A 17,348-nucleotide genomic window follows, 5' to 3' on the forward strand; every position below is an offset into this window, starting at 1 on the left:
TGACAGACCAGACCCCGGATGCCCCGCCGCTCGCGAAGCGGCTCATCATCGGCGACCCGCTCACGAGCGAACAGGCCGACGAGCAGCTCCTGCCCAAGCGCCGCGCGCTGCCGATCTTCGCCTCGGACGCGCTGAGCTCGGTAGCGTACGCGCCGCAGGAGCTCGTGATGATCCTCCTCATCGGCGGACTGTCGTTCCTGTCGTTCAGTCCCATGGTCGCCGCAGCCGTCGTCGTGCTGCTCATCGTCGTCGTGCTCAGCTACCGGCAGCTCATCAAGGCGTACCCCTCCGGCGGCGGCGACTACGAGGTCGCCCGCACCAACCTCGGCGAGATCCCCGGCGTCGTCGTCGCCGCAGCTCTGCTCGTCGATTACGTCCTCACGGTCGCGGTGTCGGTGGCATCCGGCGTCGACAACATCATCTCCGCCCTCCCCGGTCTGAACCCCTGGCGGGTCGAGCTCGCCGTCGGGTTCGTGATCGTGCTCGTCATCGTGAACCTGCGAGGCGTCCGCGAGGCATCCACCGTCTTCGCGATCCCGACGTACGTGTTCATAGGCTCGGTGGGCGTCATGATCGTCACCGGCCTCGTGCGCACCGTCCTCGGCGACGCCCCGGTGGCCTCCAGCGCCGAGTTCGCGGTGCACGCCGAGAGCCTCAGCCAGGCGGCGGTGATCCTGCTGATCCTGCGCGCGTTCTCGAGCGGATGTTCCGCCCTCACCGGCGTCGAGGCGGTCTCCAACGGCGTGCCGGCATTCCGCACCCCGAAGATCCGCAACGCCCGGAACACCCTCGTGCTGATGGGATCGATCGCGATCTGCCTGTTCGCCGGCCTCACCGCCCTCGCGCTCATCACCGGCGTGCACTACGCCGAGAACCCGTGCGACCTCATCGGGTTCGACTGCTCGAACCCGCAGCCGAGCCTCATGGCCCAGGTCGCCGCCGCGACGTTCGGCGGAGGCAGCATCCCGTTCTACATCGTGCAGGCGGCCACCGCCTGCGTGCTGCTGCTCGCGGCCAACACGGCCTTCAACGGCTTCCCGCTGCTGGGCGCCGTGCTCGCCCGCGACGGCTACGCCCCCAAGGCGCTGAACACCCGCGGCGACCGATCAGGTGACCGACTCGGGCTATCTGCGGCTGTACATGTCGCAGCTGCGCAAGAAGCTCGAGGCGACGCCCGCCGAGCCCGTGCACCTGCTGACCGAGGCGGGCATGGGGTACCGGCTCGTGGTGTAGCCGGCCGGTCCCGACTAAGGCGTCATCCGGTTCGTCCGCGCACCCCGCCCGACGCCGTTCACCGTCAGCAGCGACCCGGTGTCGGTGAACTCCTGCAGGATCTCGTTCTGCCGTTCGGAACCCTCCCGGTAGGTGAGCAGGCTGACGACCACGGCGACCAGCAGGGCGCACACGAATCCGGGCAGCAGCTCGTACATCTGCGGCCATACGGCCTTCCAGAAGAAGACGCCGGCGGCTCCGACGAACATGCCGGCCAGCGCACCCCAGTTCGTGAGCTTCCGCCAGAACAGGCTCAGCAGGATGATCGGGCCGAAGGCCGCACCGAACCCCGCCCACGCGAACGACACGAGTCCGAGGATCGTGTCGTTGGGCACGATCGCGAGCAGCGCCGCGATGATGCCCACACCGAGCACGGTCAGCCGGCCGAGCGTCACCAGGAGCTTCGGCGACGGGTCCTTCCTGACCACCTTGAACAGGTCCTCCACGAGCGCGGACGACGCCACGATCAACTGACTGGAGATCGTGCTCATGATCGCCGCGAGCACGGCGGCCAGCACGAGGCCGGCGACGAACGGATGCAGCAGCGTCTGCGACATCACCAGCACGACGGTCTCCGGGTTGCTCAGGTCGATCCCCTGCTGCGCCATGTAGGCGATGCCGACGAGCCCCGAGAACACCGCGCCGATCAGCGAGATGATCATCCAGGTCATGCCGATGCGGCGAGCGCTCTTCGCCTCGCGCGGGCTGCGCAGCGCCATGAACCGCACGATGATGTGCGGCTGCCCGAAGTAGCCCAGGCCCCAGGCGAGCGCGGAGACGATGGCGAGGATCGTGCCGCCGGTCAGTGCGGTGCCGCCGATGAGCGACACGTGATCGGGTGCCAGCTCGTCGATGTACGCACCGACCTCGCCGAAGCCGCCGACGGCGATGACGGCCGCGACCGGCACGACGATGAGGGCGATGACCATCATCAGTCCCTGCACCACGTCGGTGAAGGATGCGCCGAGGAACCCGCCGAACAACGTGTAGAGCAGCGTGACCCCGGCGACCAGCCCCATGCCGAGCAGGTAGTCCGAGTTGAACGAGCTCTCGAAGAACACGCCGCCGGCGACCATGCCGCTAGAGATGTACAGCGTGAAGAACACCAGGATCACGATGCCGGCGAGGATCCGCAGCAGGCGTGACGAGTCGCGCAGCCGGTTCTCGAAGAAGCTCGGCACCGTGATCGAGTTGCGCGACACCTGCGTGTACGCGCGCAGGCGCGGCGCCACGAGCAGCCAGTTCAGGTACGCGCCGATCGTCAGGCCGACGGCGATCCAGGCCTCGATGAGCCCGGACAGGAAGATCGCGCCGGGTAGGCCCATCACGAGCCATCCCGACATGTCGGATGCCCCGGCGCTGAGCGCCGCGACCCACGGCGGCAGATTCCGCCCGCCGAGCATGTAGTCCTCGTGATCGGTGGTGCGGCGGAAAGCCAGATAGCCGATGAGGAGCATGGCTGCGAAATACAGCCCCAGTGCGATGAAGATGAAGATCTGATCGGACATCGTCGTCCCTTTCGTCATCGATCGTTCCCCCGATAGTGACAGGGTTGCACTGCGACGGCTACCCCTACCCTCGCAGCAGCGAGGCGCGCACCGACGGTCTGGTCCGATCGGGGGTGAGCACGGCGAGCACGCGTACGAGCGTGGTCAGCCACAGCAGCGCCAGCCCGATGATGATCGCCTCGAGCGCCGTGATCGAGAACAGCCCGAACGCGAACGCCAGCACGACGGCGACGACGATGAGCAGCGCCACCCCCGCTGTGGTCAGCATCAGGGCGGGCGGCGGGCCGGGGATCGTGGTCACGGTCAGGACGCCGGCCACGACGAATAGCACGAGGGTCGAGAAGGCGGCGACGTTGTGCACGACGACGATGCGCTCGAGGGGGAACAGCCCCACGGCGGCGAGCGCGCGCCGGCGGCCGCCCAGAGCACGACGACCCCGCGACCCGCCGCAGCGCCGCGTCGCCCTGGATGCGGTGCAGATCGCGGCCGATGTACGAGCCGACCGTGGCGGTGAGGATGCCGGCGACGACGAGCGTGCCGTTGAACGCCCACGCACCGGTTCCGATGCCGAGCTGCGAGAAGTTCAGCTCCCACCACTGCGGGTCGGCGGCCGTGATCATCGCGAACAGGGTGCCGATGATGAGGTACCCGAACAGCAGGTTCGCGAGGTCGGCGGTGCGCAGGCCGATGCCGGCTTCGAACGCGAGGCGGCCGGCCACGGCGCTCGCGACACCGGTGATGAGGCCCCCGCCGACGGCCGACAGCTGCAGGCCCTGCAGGCCGGCGCCGAGCACCTCGGTGGTCAGCAGCACGCCGAGCGCGGTGACTCCGGCGAAGGCGACGGTCAGCGCGATGGCCGACAGCGTCGAGACGGCCGCCTGCCAGCGCGGCATGGCCGCGTGCTCGCCCCGGCGGTGCAACCGCGAGCTGACTGCGAAGGATGCCGCGGCAATCGCACCGGCGACGATCGCAACGGGAATCCCCACCGATCCGTCACCGGCGACGGGCCGCGGAGTGCCCCACAGTAGCAGCGTCCCGGCCAGGGCACCGACGAGGAAGCAGACGACGGTGGCCCAGATCGCTCTGGTCTCCTGCGACATCCGCTGCTCGGCATCCATGCCCTCATCACATCACGGAGGTGCGACGTGGCGCGGTCGCCGTCCCCCGATCTGCGGATGTCGTCCCGATCTGCGGGCGTTCTCGAAGGATTCCTCCGCAGATCGGGAGCGGCTCAGCGGATCGGGTCGCTCATCAGCCGCGCATGGCGACGCCGCGGCGCCAGTAGCCCATGAACGCGACCTGGGCCCGGTCGATCCCGAGCTCCTTCACGAGGTGGCGGCGCAGGGTCGTCACGACACCGCTCTCGCCGGCGATCCAGAAGTATCGGTCGACATCGGCAACGCCGGCGCCGAGCGCCTCGCCGCTACCGGAGTAGATCGGCGTCTCCCAGACGAGGTCCTCGCCGGCGGCATCCTGAACCGCGATCTCGGTGTGCCCGGTGTCGCCGAGATAGTCGAGCACGGTCGGGATGACGCGCAGCCCGTGCGCGGCATCCCCGCGGGCCAGCCAGTGCACCTCGACGCCGTCCGGCGCATCGATCGGCAGGACGTCCTCGCCGACGGGCACCTCGATGAACGCGATGCCGCGCAGGTCGCGCGGGGCGTCCTCGAGGATGCGGGCGATCGCCGGCGCCGCCGTCTCGTCGCCGACGAGCACGACCGAGGATGCCGCCCCCGGGGCGTACTCGATACCGCTGCGGTCCGCGCGGCCGCGCCGAGGACCGACGATCCACAGCTCGTCGCCGACCGCTGCCCTGCTCGCCCACAGCGAGGCAGGGCCTGTGAGCCCCGGCGCCAGGTGCAGCACGAAGTCGACGACGACCTCGGTGCCGGACGCTTCGACGTGCTCAGCGGCCGGAGTGCGCAGCTCGCGGATCGAGTACGTGCGCATCGAGCCGCGCTCGTCCTCCGGGACGGCGAGGTACGCGCCCCACCAGTCGTCGGTCTCGCGATCGATGTCGGGCAGGATGCCGGATGCCGGCGGGAAGACGAGCTTGATCCGCGCGTCGTAGACGTCGCCCGGGGTGCCGAACTCGTCGAGCTCGCCGCCGCCGAAGGTGACCCGCACGAAGTTCGGCGAGACGCGTTCGACGGCGCGCACCTCGGCGCGGGCGAGGACGTACGGCGGACGGGTGCGCGTGTCAGCGGACATGATGCCTTCCGATCGGGGACACCATGGGCTTGCCCGAGACCGGGTCCGTGGTGACCTGGTTCGCCATGCCGAAGACCTCTTCGACGAGCGTGCGGGTGAGGACCTCGCTCGGCGCGCCCGCCGCGTGCACCCGGCCCTGGCGCATCGCGACGAGCTCGTCGCTGTAGCGGGCCGCGAGGTTGAGGTCGTGCAGCACCATGACGATCGTGGTGCCGCGGGCGCGGCTGAGGTCGGTGAGCAGGTCGAGGACCTCGACCTGGTGGGCGACGTCGAGGAACGTGGTGGGCTCGTCGAGCAGGAGGATGTCGGTCTCCTGCGCGAGGGCCATGGCGATCCAGACGCGCTGGCGCTGGCCGCCGGGGAGCTCGTCGACGCTGCGATCGGCGAGATCCGAGATGCCGGTGGCCTCCAGCGCATCGGCGACCACCTCATAGTCGTGGGCCGTCCAGCGCGCCAGGACCTTCTGATGCGGATGCCGTCCTCGCCCGACCAGATCCGCCACCGCGATGCCTTCGGGCGCGATCGGCGACTGCGGCAGCAGGCCGAGGATGCGCGCGACCTCCTTGGTGGGCCGGGAGTGCACCGACCTGCCGTCGAGGACGACCTGGCCGGATGCCGGCGACAGCAGACGCGCGAGCGAGCGCAGCAGCGTCGACTTGCCGCATCCGTTCGCTCCGACGATCGAGGTGATCCTCCCCGGCGCGATCTGCAGGTCGAGGCCGTCGATGACGGTGCGGTCGCCGTAGCCGAGAGTGACGGCGCAGGCTTTGAGGGTGTGCGCTTCGGTCACAGCGAGCCTCCCGAGCGGTTGGTGCGGATGAGCAGGTAGATCAGGTACGGCGCGCCGAGGACGCCCGTGACGACCCCGACCGGGTACCGGGTGCCGAGGGCGAACTGGGCGAGCAGGTCGCCGCCCAGCACGAGCACGGCGCCGACCAGCGCGGACGGCAGGAGCAGGTTCGCGCCAGGGCCCACGATGCGCGCGGCGATCGGCCCCGCCATGAACGCGACGAACGCGATCGGGCCCGTGCCGGCGGTGGCGAAGGCGAGCAGTGCGACGGCGCCGATGATGAACAGCACGCGGGTGAGGTTCACGCGCACACCCAGGCCCGCGGCGGAGTCGTCGCCGAGCTGCAGCATCCCGAGGGCCCTGGCCTGCGCGAACAGCAGCGGCAGCAGCACCAGACTCGCGATCGCTAGCGGGGCGACGTCGTCCCACGAGGCGTTGTTCAGGCTGCCGGCGATCCACCGCATGGCGGTCTGGATGTCCCACTGCGCGGCTCGCGAGAGCACGTAGGAGATGACGCTCTGCAGCATCGCCGCGATGCCGATCCCGATGAGGATCAACCGGATGCCGGAGAATCCGCCCTTGTTCGAGAGCAGGTAGATGGCGATCGCCGTGACCAGCGCCCCCGCGACCGCGAGCGCCGACACGGACGGCCCGCTGAGCCCGAGGACGACGATCCCGACGACCGCGGCCGCGCTCGCGCCCTGCGTGATGCCGATGATGTCGGGGGCTGCGAGCGGGTTGCGCAGCAGCGTCTGGAACGAGACGCCGCCGATGCCGAACGCGATGCCGACGAGCAGCGCCATGGCGGTGCGCGGCAGCCGCAGCTCGCCCACCGTGAACGACGCTCCGGGCACCGTCTCGCCGAGGATGACGCGGATCACCTCGTCCGGCGTGTAGAAGGTGTTGCCGACCATGAGTGCCGTCGCGGCGAGCGCGACGAGGAGCGCCCCGAGGATGCTGTTCGCGACGACGTGCCTGCGGCGGCGCATCCGGCGCCCGGCGGCGATCGCCGCCCCCGCATCCGATCCCTGAGCCTGTCGAAGGGTCGGCACCCGCGCGGCCATCACAGCTCCCTCACCCTCTGACGGCGCACGATCCAGATGAAGAACGGCGCACCGATGACGGCGGTGATGATCCCGACCTGGATCTCCTCCCCGTTCGGCGCGATCACGCGGCCGACGATGTCGGCCGCCAGCAGCAGGGCAGAGCCTGCCAGCGCGGTGAACGGCAGCAGCCAGCGGTGGTCGGTGCCGATGAGCATCCGGCAGAAGTGCGGAACGACGAGGCCGACGAATCCGATGGGCCCGGCGATGGCGGTGGCGGCGCCGGCGAGGATGACGGCGCCGAGCGCCGAGATGAGCCGCGTGCGGAAGACGTTCTCGCCGAGCCCTGCGGCCATGTCGTCGCCGAGCGCGAGCGAGTTCATGCCGCGCGAGCACGCGAAGCAGATGAGGGCGCCCGCCGCGAGCGCGGGCGCGGTGATCGCGATCCTCGGCCATTCCGCGCCGCCGACGCCGCCGACCTGCCAGGACTGGAAGGCTGTCAGCAGATCGACGCGCGGGAGCATGACCGCGCTGATGAGCGAGGCGAGCGCGGCGGATGTCGCGGCTCCCGCGAGCGCGAGCTTGAGGGGGGTGGCGCCGCCGCGGCCGAGCGACCCGACGGCGTAGACGAAGACGGCGGCGAGCGCTGCGCCGACGACGGCGACGGCCATCTGCGTGAAGGCGCCGGTCGCGCCGAAGAAGGCGAGGCCGATGACGACCGCGAGCGATGCGCCGTTGGCGACACCCAGGATGCCGGGGTCGGCGATGGGGTTGCGTGTCACTGCTTGCATGGTCGCACCGGAGAGCGCGAGGGCGGCTCCGACGAGGATCGCAAGGACGGTGCGCGGCATCCGCTTGACGATGGCGGCCTGTTCGACGGTGTCGGTGTGCCCGCCGAGGGCGGCGAGGATGTCGCCCGGCGAGACGGCGCGGACGCCGAACGACACCGACAGGATGCTCAGGACGAGGATGACGCCGACGCCGATGAGCAGCCACGCTGTGCGCACCGATGCCGGGCGCCGCAGACCTGCGGCGCCCGGCTTCGGTGCTGTGGCGATCGAGGTCACTTGCCCGTCAGCGGTGCCTCGAGGATCGAGAAGTACTCGTCGATCCCCCACGGGATCGACAGCGGCGACGGGTTGGCGGAGTTGGCGATCGGGGTGGCGTCGGGCAGGATCGCGATCTGCCCGTGGGCGACCGCGGGGATCTTGCCGAGCAGCGGGTCCGCCTGGAGGGCGGCGACCATCGACTCGTCGCCGTAGGTGATGAACAGGTCGACGTCGTCGAACTTGTCGACCTCTTCGGCGCTGACGGTCAGGTAGAAGTCGGTCGCGTCGGCGTTGTCCTTCAGGATCTGCGGCTCGGGAAGACCCAGGTCGAGGAGGAATCCGGGGCGCGTGTCGATGGGCGTGTAGAAGCCCACCTGGCTGAAGTCGTTGGGGTCGATGTAGGTGAACAGGACCTTGGCGTCCTTCAGAGCCGGGTGCGCGTCGAGCGCGTCCTGCGTCTGGGACTCGAGGTCGGCGACCAGCTCTGCGCCCTCATCGGCGAGCCCCAGAGCTGTCGCGTTCATGGTGATCATGTCCTGGTAGGAGGTGCCCCAGGCGACCTCGGGGTAGGCGATGGTCGGCGCGATCTTGGAGAGCGTGTCGTAGTCCTCCTGCGTGAGTCCGGAGTAGGACGCCAGGATCACGTCGGGGTTCGTGTCGGCGACGGCCTCGAAGTCGATGCCGTCCGCCTCGTCGAAGAGCACCGGGGTCTCGGCGCCGAGCTCGTCGAGCTTCTCCTCGACCCAGGGGAGGACGCCGTTGTCGTCGTCGTCACCCCAGGCCACCTTGCTCATGCCGACCGGCACGATGCCCAGCGCGAGCGGCACTTCGTGGTTTGCCCACGCGACGGTGGCGACGCGCTCGGGCTTCTCGGTGATCGTCGTCTCGCCGTAGACGTGCTCGATCGTGACGGGGAATGCGTCGTCGGATGCCGGGTTGGAGCCCGCTGCGGTGTCGTCGGTGCTCGTGGGTGCCGTCGAGGAGCATGCGGCGAGGCTGAGCGCGAGGACCGCAGCGGCGCCGAGGGCGAGGAGTCGGGAGGTACGCACGGGCGTTCCCTTCAAGGGTTTCGGTGGGTTCGGGAGGCGGCCGGGAGCCGGACGGCTTTGGTAAGCCTCCCCTAAGGTAGCACGGGGTTAGGGTGACCTCAGTTGCTGATGACGTGATGGCGACGGCGCTAGCGTTGTGCCATGAGGGTCACGGCGTCGGTGCGCAGCGCGAAGCGCAGTCCGCTGCTGCAGGTCGCGAAGTCGGCGATCGCCACGATCGGCGCGTGGTTGATCGCGGGCTGGCTCATCCCCGGTCCTCTGCCGGTGTTCGCGGCGATCGCCGCGCTGCTGGTGGTGCAGCCGAGCGTCAACCAGTCGTTCGCGAAGGCGCTGGAGCGCAGCATCGGCGTGATCGTCGGCGTCGTCATCGCCGTGGCCCTGAGCCTGCTGCTCGGCGCGCAGAGCTGGGTGGTGCTGCTGGCGATCGTCGTGGCGATGCTCGTCGCGTGGGCGCTGCGCGCCTCACCGGGAACGGGCAATCAGGTCGCGATCTCGGCGATGCTCGTGCTCGCTCTCGGATCGTCGAACCCCGAGTACGCGATCGATCGGATCCTCGAGACGCTGATCGGCGTGAGCTTCGCGCTCGTCGTCAACGCGCTGCTCGTGCCCCCGGTGCTCATCGCCCCCGCCCGTCGAGACCTCGGTCTGCTCGGCACCGAGATCGCTGCGAGCCTGGACCGCCTGGCCGCCGCCCTCTCGAGCACGCAGCGGCCGGGCGATCTGCAGGGGCTGATGGTCGAAGCGCGCCTGCTGCGCCCGATGCAGGCGGCGGCTGCGGCATCCGTATCGGCCGGCGAGGAATCCCTCACGCTCAACCCGCGCCGCGCGGCCAGAGGCGAGATCGCCGAGATGCGCGCGCTGCTCGATCGCCTCTCGCCGATCGTCACGCAGGTGATCGGGATGACGCGCGCGTTCTTCGACCACTACGACGACACGCTCGCCGAGGAGCCGACGGTGCACGCGATCGCCGAGCAGCTGCGCCGCGCGGGCCACGACCTCAGGCTCGCGGTGCAGGTCGCCGACATCGCTCCGGAGCCCGCGGCCGAGACCTCGGCGATCCCGGCGCTGACCGCACCGCTGCAGGTGAAGCCGCCGGCATCCGGTCACTGGATCCTCATCGGGTCGCTCATGGAGGACCTGCGCCGGATCCGTGGGGGGATCATCGGCGACGACTGAAGGTGAAGGTCGATCACGCCGTCGCGAAGGGGCTGTGGGCGACGGGCGAGACGCCGACCCGACCGTGAACGCGGCCGCGTGGTCGCTGACATCCGAACGCGTCGTGAAGAAGCCCGAGGGCCTCGACCTCGAGCACCTGCTCGACCTCATCGAGCGCGACATGAAGGATGCACCGAGCATCTCGCCGTTCGCGCCGATCTGGATCACCGAGATGTCGAAGAGGCTGGATCACTGACCCCGCGGATCAGCTTGTGCGTGCCGTCGCACCACGGTTTGATCGCTGAAGACCCGCAACGACAGAGCGCGACGGTTCGACGAGGATTGTCGATGGTCTGCCCGTCTTCACCGACGACCTGAACCGCACCGCGCACGAGGAGCGGCCCGTCGGCGCACGCGGTGATCTGCACGTCGCGCTCAGGCATCGTCGCCCCCGGGTCGCAGAGAGCTCTCGCCCGCTTCGAACGCAGCCCTGACATGCTCCGCAGCTCGATCGTCGAGCATCAGGCAGGCACCGGCCCCGAAGAAGATGTCCTCGATGAGTTCGGGGTGATCCTCCCCGAGCCCGCCGGCAAGATCACGCGCCGCGATCTGCTCATGCACAGCATCCGCCTCCACATGCTCGTCGAAGTACTCCGCGACGTCGTCCCCGAAGCCGAGCCTGCGCACACCCTCGGCATACGAGCGGTTGGGCAACGACGAGGTCATCTCGAAGGCGGCCAGGTGGCCCACGATCGCGCCGATCAGCGACCGGTTCAGGCCGAACATCGACATGGCGTTCTGCGAGGCCAGCGTCACCGCCGGAACCCGATCGAGGTAGCCGCCGTAGTGTGCGTCGAGCCCGAGTCCACGCATCGTACGGGCGAAGATCTCCGCGTGCATGCGCTCGGGCCGTCCACCTCCGTACTCATCGGACTGGATCTCGACGAGCGCAACCTTCGCGCGACCGGTGAGCCGAGGAATGGCCCAGGAGTGCGGGTCGGCTTCGCGCAGCGTGTAGATGCTGCGCTGGATCACGAACTCCCTCACCTGGTCGAGCGTCGCGTGTTTGGCGATGTACCGAGCAAGGGAGGGGCCGGGGTTCGGCGCCGTGAGCTCGAAAAGCGCGGCGGCGATGGACTCAGCATCCGCGGGCGATACTGCGCCCACGGCGACGTCGCGGCGAAGCTCGCGTTCGAACTCCCGCTCGATCCCTCGCCGGACAGCCAGCAGCTCAGGGTTCCACTCCCATGCAGGGTCGATCCAGTCCAGAGATCCGTACGCGCACGCGTACAGCAGGAACAGGGTGATCTGCAGGTCGTCATCCGTTGCGATGCCGGAGCTCGCGGTGAGCGCGTCAGCCGCGAGTTCGACCAGGTCTGCGCTTCGCCCATCGGCGATCGAGCCGGTATGAATCGGGTCGTCGAATCGGAGCCGGTTCAGCAGTGCGGCGCTGAGCGCCCCTCGTGCCGACACGGCATCGACGGCGTGGCTGTCGATCACGGATCCCCTTTCGCGGGCGCTCGCGGATGCACCCGGCGACCAACATTTCACGGGAACAGCCCAGAGCATCGGGGGTTGACGCAGACCCTCAGCGTCTGATCGCCCGCTCGGGGCTCACGCCTCCGGAGATATCTGCCTGATGATGAGGGAGGATCGTAAGGACATGGCTTCCCTCACCGACTCCCTCCCCGACGGCTCCGATGCGGATGCCGTCTACACGGCGTTCGTCGAATGGGCGGAGTCGACCGGCATCCAGTTGTATCCGGCGCAGGACGAAGCGGTCATCGAGATCGTCTCGGGGAACAACCTCATCCTCTCGACCCCAACCGGCACGGGGAAGTCGCTCGTCGCGATCGGTGCGCACTTCGCCGCCCTTGCCGACGGCCGACGGAGTTACTACACGGCCCCGATCAAGGCTCTGGTCAGCGAGAAGTTCTTCGCCCTCGTCGACGTGTTCGGCGCCGAGAACGTCGGCATGGTGACCGGCGACTCGGCGGTCAACGCGGACGCCCCGATCATCTGCTGCACCGCCGAGATCCTCGCGAACCTCGCCCTGCGTCAGGGCGATGCCGCTGATGTCGGGCAGGTGGTGATGGACGAGTTCCACTTCTACGCCGATCCCGACCGCGGGTGGGCCTGGCAGGTCCCGCTGCTGACGCTGCCGCAGGCGCAGTTCGTGCTGATGTCGGCGACGCTCGGGGACGTGACGTCTCTGGCTGACGATCTGACGCGGCGCACGTCGCGCGAGACGTCGGTCGTGACGGGCGTCGAGCGGCCCGTGCCCTTGCACTTCTTCTACGAGCTGACACCGATCCACGAGACGATCGAAGACCTGCTCGGCACCAGCCAGTCCCCGATCTACATCGTGCACTTCTCGCAGGCTGCGGCGATGGAGCGCGCGCAGGCGCTGTCGAGCACGAAGATCGCCACGCGGGAGCAGCGCGACGAGATCGCAGCCGTGATCGGTGAATTCCGGTTCACGACCGCGTTCGGGCGCACGCTGTCGAAGTTCCTGCGGGCCGGCATCGGCGTGCATCACGCCGGTATGCTGCCGAAGTACCGCCGCCTCGTCGAACAGCTCGCGCAGCGCGGGATGCTGCGCGTGATCTGCGGCACTGACACCCTCGGGGTCGGCATCAACGTTCCGATCCGCACGGTGCTGCTGACGGCCCTGACGAAGTTCGACGGCACGCGGATGCGGCAGCTCAATGCCCGCGAGTTCCATCAGATCGCCGGCCGCGCAGGGCGCGCCGGTTTCGACACCGCGGGCACCGTGGTGTGCCAGGCACCGGAGCACGAGTCCGAGAACGCCGCCGCGATCCGCAAGGCGGGCGACGACCCGAAGAAGAAGCGCAAGATCATCCGCAAGAAGGCGCCGGACGGCTTCGTCTCGTGGGGCGAGCCCTCGTTCCGCAAGCTCGTGGATGCGGAGCCGGAGCCGCTGACCTCCCACATGCAGATCACGAGCGCCATGATGCTGAACGTCATCGCTCGCGGCGGCGACGTGTTCGGCAATATGCGCGCGCTGGTATACGACAATCACGAGCCCCGCGCGCGGCAGCGACAGCTCGCGCTGCGGGCGCTGGGGATCTACCGGACGCTGCGCGAGTCGGGCATCGTCGAGGAGTACGAGGACCGGTCCCTGAGCCCGTCGAAGGGCGTCCGTCTCACCGTCGACCTGCAGCCGAACTTCGCGCTGAACCAGCCGCTGTCGCCGTTCGCGCTGGCGGCGTTCGAGCTGCTCGACCCGGATGCCGCGACCTTCGCGCTCGACATGATCTCGATCGTCGAATCGACGCTCGACGATCCGCGGGCGGTCCTCGGTCAGCAGGAGTTCCTCGCCCGCGGCGAGGCGGTCGCAGAGATGAAGCGCGAGGGCATCGAGTACGACGAGCGGATGGAGCTGCTCGAGCAGATCACGTATCCGAAGCCGCTGGAAGAGCTGCTCGGAGCGGCGTTCGAGACGTACAGCGCTGCTCAGCCGTGGATCCGCGACTTCGAGCTGCATCCGAAGTCGGTCGTGCGTGACATGTACGAGCGAGCCATGTCGTTCGGGGAATACGTCGCGTTCTACAAGATCGCCCGCTCGGAGGGCGTCGTGCTGCGGTACCTGTCGGACGCATACCGCGCCGCGTCGCAGACCGTCCCCGAGGAGCTGAAGAACGAAGACCTCCGCGACCTCATCGAATGGCTCGGCGAGCTCGTGCGGCAGGTGGACTCGAGCCTGCTGGACGAGTGGGAGGAGCTGCGCGCCGGCACGGACGACGGCCGGGTCGACCTCGCCGCCCTGAGGAGCGCGGAACACGTGGACGAGCCGATCGTCCCTCCCGCACCCAAGCGACTGACCGCGAACGTCCGCGCCTTCCGCACGCTCGTGCGCAACGAGCTGTTCCGGCGGGTGCAACTCGCCGCCCTCGAGGACGTCGACGCTCTCGTCGAGCTCGATCCCGCGTTCGGAGCCGATGCCTGGAACGACGCCCTGGATGCGTACTTCGCCGAGCACGACGAGATCCTCACCGGGGCGGATGCCCGCAGCTCGAAGATGCTTCTGCTGACCGAGGGATCATCGCAGTGGACGGCGCGTCAGATCTTCGACGATCCCGCCGGGGATCATGACTGGGGTATCTCGGCGACCGTGGATCTGGCGGCATCCGATGAGGCGGGCGAGGCCGTGGTGACCGTCACCGCCGTCGACCGCCTCTAGCGGGGCCCGCTCAGGCCTGCCTGACGGCGAGGACGTTGCCCGCCGGGGCGCGGAACCACGCGATGTCGGGGCTCTGTCCCCCGCCGCACACGATGCCGCGCTCGTCGGACGGGAACTCCGCGTCGCTGTAGATCTTGGTCTGCACGCCGCGGGCGATGAGGTCGTCGACGACGGCATCCACGTCCGCCACCGGGATGTCGTCGACGCTGAAACCGCTGAACGCACCATCCACTGGGAATCTCTCTCGCGGTCGAGGGGTCGGCGCCTGGCGCATCCGGGTCGCCGGCGCTGCTGCAGCAGCTCGTCGTGAACCTCGTGCACAACGCGATCGCGCACAACCGCCCCGGCGGTTCGGTCACGGTGCGGGTCGAGGCGGCGCCGGGCGGACGCGCGACCGCGATCACGCAGGGACGGGACTCGGTCTCGCGATCGTCGACGGCATCACCCGGGCGCACGGCGGGATGCTGGAGCTTGCACCGCGCGGGGCGGCGGGCTCGTGGCGACCGTGCGACTGCCCGGGTGATCGGGTCACGCCCGGCGACCCGGCGACACATCGGGGGCCGTTTGCACAGATGTCGGACGGATCCTGCCGAAGCATCCGACATCCGCGATCGCGGCCCCCGATGTGTCGGGCGTGACGCTGCCCGGCCTCAGGCGACCTTGCCGCGCGTCGCGGCGAGCTCCTGCCCGAAGGAGCGCGCCGACTTCTCCGCGTTCTCCTTCAGCTCGTTCGCGACGTCGGTGAAGGCGTCCAGGGCGGGTTTCACACCGACGAGCGTGAACGGACGCTGCACGACGCGCAGGTCGAGGCCCCAGACATCCTCAGCCAGCTCGGCCAATGGGCGTCGGCGAACCTCGAAGTGCCGGAGCACTGAACGACCTCAGCCTCGCGGTCGCGAAACCGATCCGCGTTCGATGAGTTCCTGCGGGAGCACGCGCACGCGCATGGGGCCGGTCGCACCTTCGATCCGCTCGATGAGGATCTGAGTCGAAAGCGCGCCGAGCTCGCGTGAAGGCTGAGAGATCACGGTGATCGTCGGCTCGGTCACCGACGTCCATGGCGCGTTGTCGAACCCGACCAACGAGATGTCATCGGGGATCCGCAACCCGAGGTCGCGGATCGCACGAAACGCGTGGAACGAGACCATGCTGTCGGACGCGACGATCGCGGTGACCGCGTCGTCGCCGGTGACCAGATCAGTCACGATCCGACGAGCGTTCTCCTCGTCTGCGCCGAGGCGCACGTAGGCGAGCGGGTCTCCGATGCCGGCGCGCTGAAGGGCCTCCGCGAACCCAGCAATGCGCTCGGCGATCACCGAGGACTTGAGACCCGGTACGAACTCGCGGGACTCCGCATCCCACATCGACCGGAACCCACCAGAGGATATGTCGTCGAGCGCCGACACGTACGCGATGCGACGATGCCCGGCTCGCACGAGCACATCGGCGAGACGCGTCGCGCCCTCACGATTCGCCGCGACGACGGCATCCGCCTCGACCCCGTGCACGAGTCGGTCGAAGAACACCATGGGACGGCCGGCGTCGACGATGTCGAGAAAGCTGGCGGGGTGGATGGACGACGCGGGCGCGATGACGAGCCCATCGACCCGCTTGGCGAGATGCAGATCGATGGCCTTGCGCTCCGCCTCGACCTCCTCGCGAGAGTTGGACAGGATCAGGTCGTACCCTGCAGCCTCGGCGACATCAGCAGCCCCGCGAGTCGCCTGCGCGAATGCCGAGTTCTCGATGTCGCCCACGATGATGCCGATCGCCTTCGATCGCCCGGTGCTCATGCTGCGCGCGACGGCGTTCGGCCGGTACCCGAGCGCGGATGCTGCATCCTGAACGCGGGCGCGGACCTTCGCGCTCACCGCTCCGTAGTCGCCGAGCGCACGCGCCGCGGTCGCCTTGGCGACGCCGGCTCGTGCGGCCACGTCCGCTACCGTCACGTCGCGAAGCCCGTCCTCGTGTCCGCTCACCGATCGCCGCCCTTTCACTTCATCGTCGGGTTCCACCCTATTGACGGCCCGATCTCTGCCGTGTACTGTCCAACTCAACGCAAAACTGAGACCGGTCTCAATTTAGCCGAGCTTCGCCACAGCGTCCACCCCGTTCCGATAGTGCAGTCCTCTGAGAGGAGCCATCCGATGGCCAAGAGAACCCTGACATTCCGTCGCTTCGCAGTCGCCGCCGCAGTAGCAGGAGCCCTGGCGCTCACCGCCTGCAGCTCGACCGGCAACGCCTCAGCCGGCGGTGACCAGGACGAGAACCCGTACGGCCTGATCACGCCCGGCCAGATCCGGGTTGCGAGCCTGGGCGACTCGAAGCCGTACACATTCACCGACGCGAGCGGTGAGTTCACCGGCTTCGACGTCGAGCTGTTCACCGATGTCGCCGAGCGCATCGGCATCGACGACGTCGTGTTCACCGGCCAGGACTTCTCCGGACTGCTCGCCGCTGTCGCCAACGGGCAGTTCGACGTCGGCGTCGCGGCGATCGGGATCACCGAAGAGCGCGAGCAGACGGTCGACTTCTCGGATGGCTACCTCGCCGGATACCTCACCGTCATGGCCAGCCCCGACAGCGGCATCACCGACGAGAAGAGCCTCGCGGGCAAGCGGCTCGGCGTCGTGCAGGGCACCCTGCAGGAGGCGTACGCCGTGAAGAACTTCACCGACACCGAACTCGTGCGCTTCCCCGACAACAACTCCGCGATCTCCTCCGTCAACAGCGGCGCGATCGACGCGCACTTCCTCGACTACGAGGCCGCGAAGGAGTACGCCGAACAGTACGGTCTGGAGAACGCCATCGACATCCCGTCGTTCGACGCGCCGGCCGGATTCGCGATCGCCAAGGGCAACGACGAGTTCAAGGATGCTCTGAACGAGGCGCTCCACGACGCGATGGAGGACGGCACGTGGAAGGAGCTCTACCAGAAGTGGTTCCCCGGCTCCCCGATGCCCGACCAGTACCTGCCCAGCGATGAGCAGGGCGAGGACACCGGCGACAGCAAGTGACGGCTGCTGTGGGTGCGGGCGCTGCCCGCACCCACAGCCCGAAGGGAGAT

16 protein-coding genes and 3 pseudogenes are annotated in these 17,348 nt (G+C 69.0%); 7 read left to right on the forward strand and 12 right to left on the reverse strand.

Annotation, left to right across the window (positions count from 1 at the left end):
* Window positions 1-44: 44 nt before the first annotated feature.
* Window positions 45-1,106: pseudogene (locus HWX58_RS08940) on the forward strand (APC family permease); the annotation flags it as partial.
* A pseudogene (locus tag HWX58_RS08945) lies at window positions 1,102-1,233 on the forward strand (winged helix-turn-helix domain-containing protein); the annotation flags it as partial. The pseudogenes HWX58_RS08940 and HWX58_RS08945, both read left to right, overlap by 5 nt.
* Before the next feature lie 14 nt (window positions 1,234-1,247).
* Here HWX58_RS08945 and putP read toward each other — a convergent pair.
* A complete protein-coding gene (putP, locus tag HWX58_RS08950; RefSeq protein WP_175987124.1) occupies window positions 1,248-2,780 on the reverse strand; it encodes a sodium/proline symporter PutP in 1,533 nt (510 codons plus the stop codon).
* 64 nt (window positions 2,781-2,844) lie between these two features.
* Window positions 2,845-3,174, reverse strand: coding sequence for a hypothetical protein (locus tag HWX58_RS15090; RefSeq protein WP_250646173.1), 330 nt, complete (start codon window positions 3,172-3,174; stop codon window positions 2,845-2,847).
* A gap of 79 nt (window positions 3,175-3,253) precedes the next feature.
* On the opposite strand from HWX58_RS15090, the gene HWX58_RS15095 reads away from it, so the two are divergent.
* Window positions 3,254-3,808, forward strand: coding sequence for a hypothetical protein (locus HWX58_RS15095; protein WP_250646174.1), 555 nt, complete (start codon window positions 3,254-3,256; stop codon window positions 3,806-3,808).
* A gap of 223 nt (window positions 3,809-4,031) precedes the next feature.
* Here HWX58_RS15095 and HWX58_RS08960 read toward each other — a convergent pair whose 3' ends face one another.
* The 5 genes from HWX58_RS08960 to HWX58_RS08980 are packed head-to-tail and all read right to left on the reverse strand — an operon-like array spanning window position 4,032 to window position 8,922.
* A complete protein-coding gene (locus HWX58_RS08960; protein WP_175987126.1) occupies window positions 4,032-4,991 on the reverse strand; it encodes a siderophore-interacting protein in 960 nt (319 codons plus the stop codon).
* Window positions 4,981-5,781, reverse strand: a complete 801-nt coding sequence (locus tag HWX58_RS08965; protein ID WP_175987128.1) for an ABC transporter ATP-binding protein — start codon at window positions 5,779-5,781, stop codon at window positions 4,981-4,983. Before HWX58_RS08965 ends, HWX58_RS08960 begins: the two co-directional genes overlap by 11 nt.
* The gene (locus HWX58_RS08970) at window positions 5,778-6,845 is read right to left on the reverse strand and encodes a FecCD family ABC transporter permease (protein ID WP_175987130.1); all 1,068 of its coding nucleotides are present in this window, start codon (window positions 6,843-6,845) and stop codon (window positions 5,778-5,780) included. Before HWX58_RS08970 ends, HWX58_RS08965 begins: the two co-directional genes overlap by 4 nt.
* Window positions 6,845-7,891, reverse strand: coding sequence for a FecCD family ABC transporter permease (locus HWX58_RS08975; protein ID WP_175987132.1), 1,047 nt, complete (start codon window positions 7,889-7,891; stop codon window positions 6,845-6,847). The genes HWX58_RS08970 and HWX58_RS08975 overlap by 1 nt, the downstream gene beginning before the upstream one ends.
* The gene (locus HWX58_RS08980; protein WP_175987134.1) at window positions 7,888-8,922 is read right to left on the reverse strand and encodes an iron-siderophore ABC transporter substrate-binding protein; all 1,035 of its coding nucleotides are present in this window, start codon (window positions 8,920-8,922) and stop codon (window positions 7,888-7,890) included. The genes HWX58_RS08975 and HWX58_RS08980 overlap by 4 nt, the downstream gene beginning before the upstream one ends.
* A gap of 141 nt (window positions 8,923-9,063) precedes the next feature.
* On the opposite strand from HWX58_RS08980, the gene HWX58_RS08985 reads away from it, so the two are divergent.
* Window positions 9,064-10,098, forward strand: coding sequence for an FUSC family protein (locus tag HWX58_RS08985; RefSeq protein WP_175987136.1), 1,035 nt, complete (start codon window positions 9,064-9,066; stop codon window positions 10,096-10,098).
* Between the two features lie 34 nt (window positions 10,099-10,132).
* On the forward strand, window positions 10,133-10,333 hold the full coding sequence (locus HWX58_RS08990) for a hypothetical protein (protein ID WP_175987138.1): 201 nt from the start codon (window positions 10,133-10,135) through the stop codon (window positions 10,331-10,333).
* Here the strand turns inward: HWX58_RS08990 and HWX58_RS08995 are convergent.
* Window positions 10,302-10,574 (reverse strand): CDGSH iron-sulfur domain-containing protein, encoded by a 273-nt coding sequence (locus HWX58_RS08995; RefSeq protein WP_368356422.1) that lies wholly within the window; start codon window positions 10,572-10,574, stop codon window positions 10,302-10,304. The genes HWX58_RS08990 and HWX58_RS08995 overlap by 32 nt on opposite strands.
* Entirely contained in the window at window positions 10,513-11,577 is a 1,065-nt protein-coding gene (locus HWX58_RS09000; protein WP_250646175.1) for an iron-containing redox enzyme family protein, read from the reverse strand. Before HWX58_RS09000 ends, HWX58_RS08995 begins: the two co-directional genes overlap by 62 nt.
* Window positions 11,578-11,740: 163 nt before the next feature.
* On the opposite strand from HWX58_RS09000, the gene HWX58_RS09005 reads away from it, so the two are divergent.
* Complete coding sequence (locus HWX58_RS09005) at window positions 11,741-14,281, forward strand: DEAD/DEAH box helicase (RefSeq protein WP_175987145.1); 2,541 nt, start codon at window positions 11,741-11,743, stop codon at window positions 14,279-14,281.
* Window positions 14,282-14,291: 10 nt separating this feature from the next.
* On the opposite strand, the pseudogene HWX58_RS09010 reads toward HWX58_RS09005, so the two are convergent.
* From HWX58_RS09010 to HWX58_RS09020, 3 genes and pseudogenes are all read right to left on the reverse strand, one after another.
* Window positions 14,292-14,477 (reverse strand): annotated as a pseudogene (locus tag HWX58_RS09010) (VOC family protein); the annotation flags it as partial.
* Window positions 14,478-14,931: 454 nt separating this feature from the next.
* Window positions 14,932-15,153: a hypothetical protein gene (locus HWX58_RS09015; protein WP_250646177.1), complete on the reverse strand. Its 222-nt coding sequence runs from the start codon at window positions 15,151-15,153 to the stop codon at window positions 14,932-14,934.
* A gap of 9 nt (window positions 15,154-15,162) precedes the next feature.
* Window positions 15,163-16,260 carry a LacI family DNA-binding transcriptional regulator gene (locus tag HWX58_RS09020; RefSeq protein WP_175987146.1) on the reverse strand — a complete coding sequence of 366 codons (1,098 nt, stop codon included), beginning with the start codon at window positions 16,258-16,260 and terminating at the stop codon, window positions 15,163-15,165.
* Between the two features lie 168 nt (window positions 16,261-16,428).
* Here HWX58_RS09020 and HWX58_RS09025 point away from each other — a divergent pair, with 168 nt between their 5' ends.
* A complete protein-coding gene (locus HWX58_RS09025) occupies window positions 16,429-17,298 on the forward strand; it encodes an ABC transporter substrate-binding protein (RefSeq protein WP_175987148.1) in 870 nt (289 codons plus the stop codon).
* Window positions 17,299-17,348: the final 50 nt, after the last annotated feature.

Origin of the sequence: Microbacterium tenebrionis (assembly GCF_903645325.1) — a bacterium.
Classification (GTDB): Bacteria; Actinomycetota; Actinomycetes; order Actinomycetales; family Microbacteriaceae; genus Microbacterium; species Microbacterium tenebrionis.

Bases quoted from the DNA above. Each gene is read 5' to 3' on its own strand.
- HWX58_RS08960 (WP_175987126.1), bottom strand. From the start codon at position 4,991: ATGTCCGCTGACACGCGCACCCGTCCGCCGTACGTCCTCGCCCGCGCC.
- HWX58_RS09025 (WP_175987148.1), top strand. From the start codon at position 16,429: ATGGCCAAGAGAACCCTGACATTCCGTCGCTTCGCAGTCGCCGCCGCA.
- HWX58_RS08985 (WP_175987136.1), top strand. From the start codon at position 9,064: ATGAGGGTCACGGCGTCGGTGCGCAGCGCGAAGCGCAGTCCGCTGCTG.
- putP (WP_175987124.1), bottom strand. From the start codon at position 2,780: ATGTCCGATCAGATCTTCATCTTCATCGCACTGGGGCTGTATTTCGCA.
- HWX58_RS08970 (WP_175987130.1), bottom strand. From the start codon at position 6,845: ATGGCCGCGCGGGTGCCGACCCTTCGACAGGCTCAGGGATCGGATGCG.
- HWX58_RS08995 (WP_368356422.1), bottom strand. From the start codon at position 10,574: ATGTCAGGGCTGCGTTCGAAGCGGGCGAGAGCTCTCTGCGACCCGGGG.
- HWX58_RS09005 (WP_175987145.1), top strand. From the start codon at position 11,741: ATGGCTTCCCTCACCGACTCCCTCCCCGACGGCTCCGATGCGGATGCC.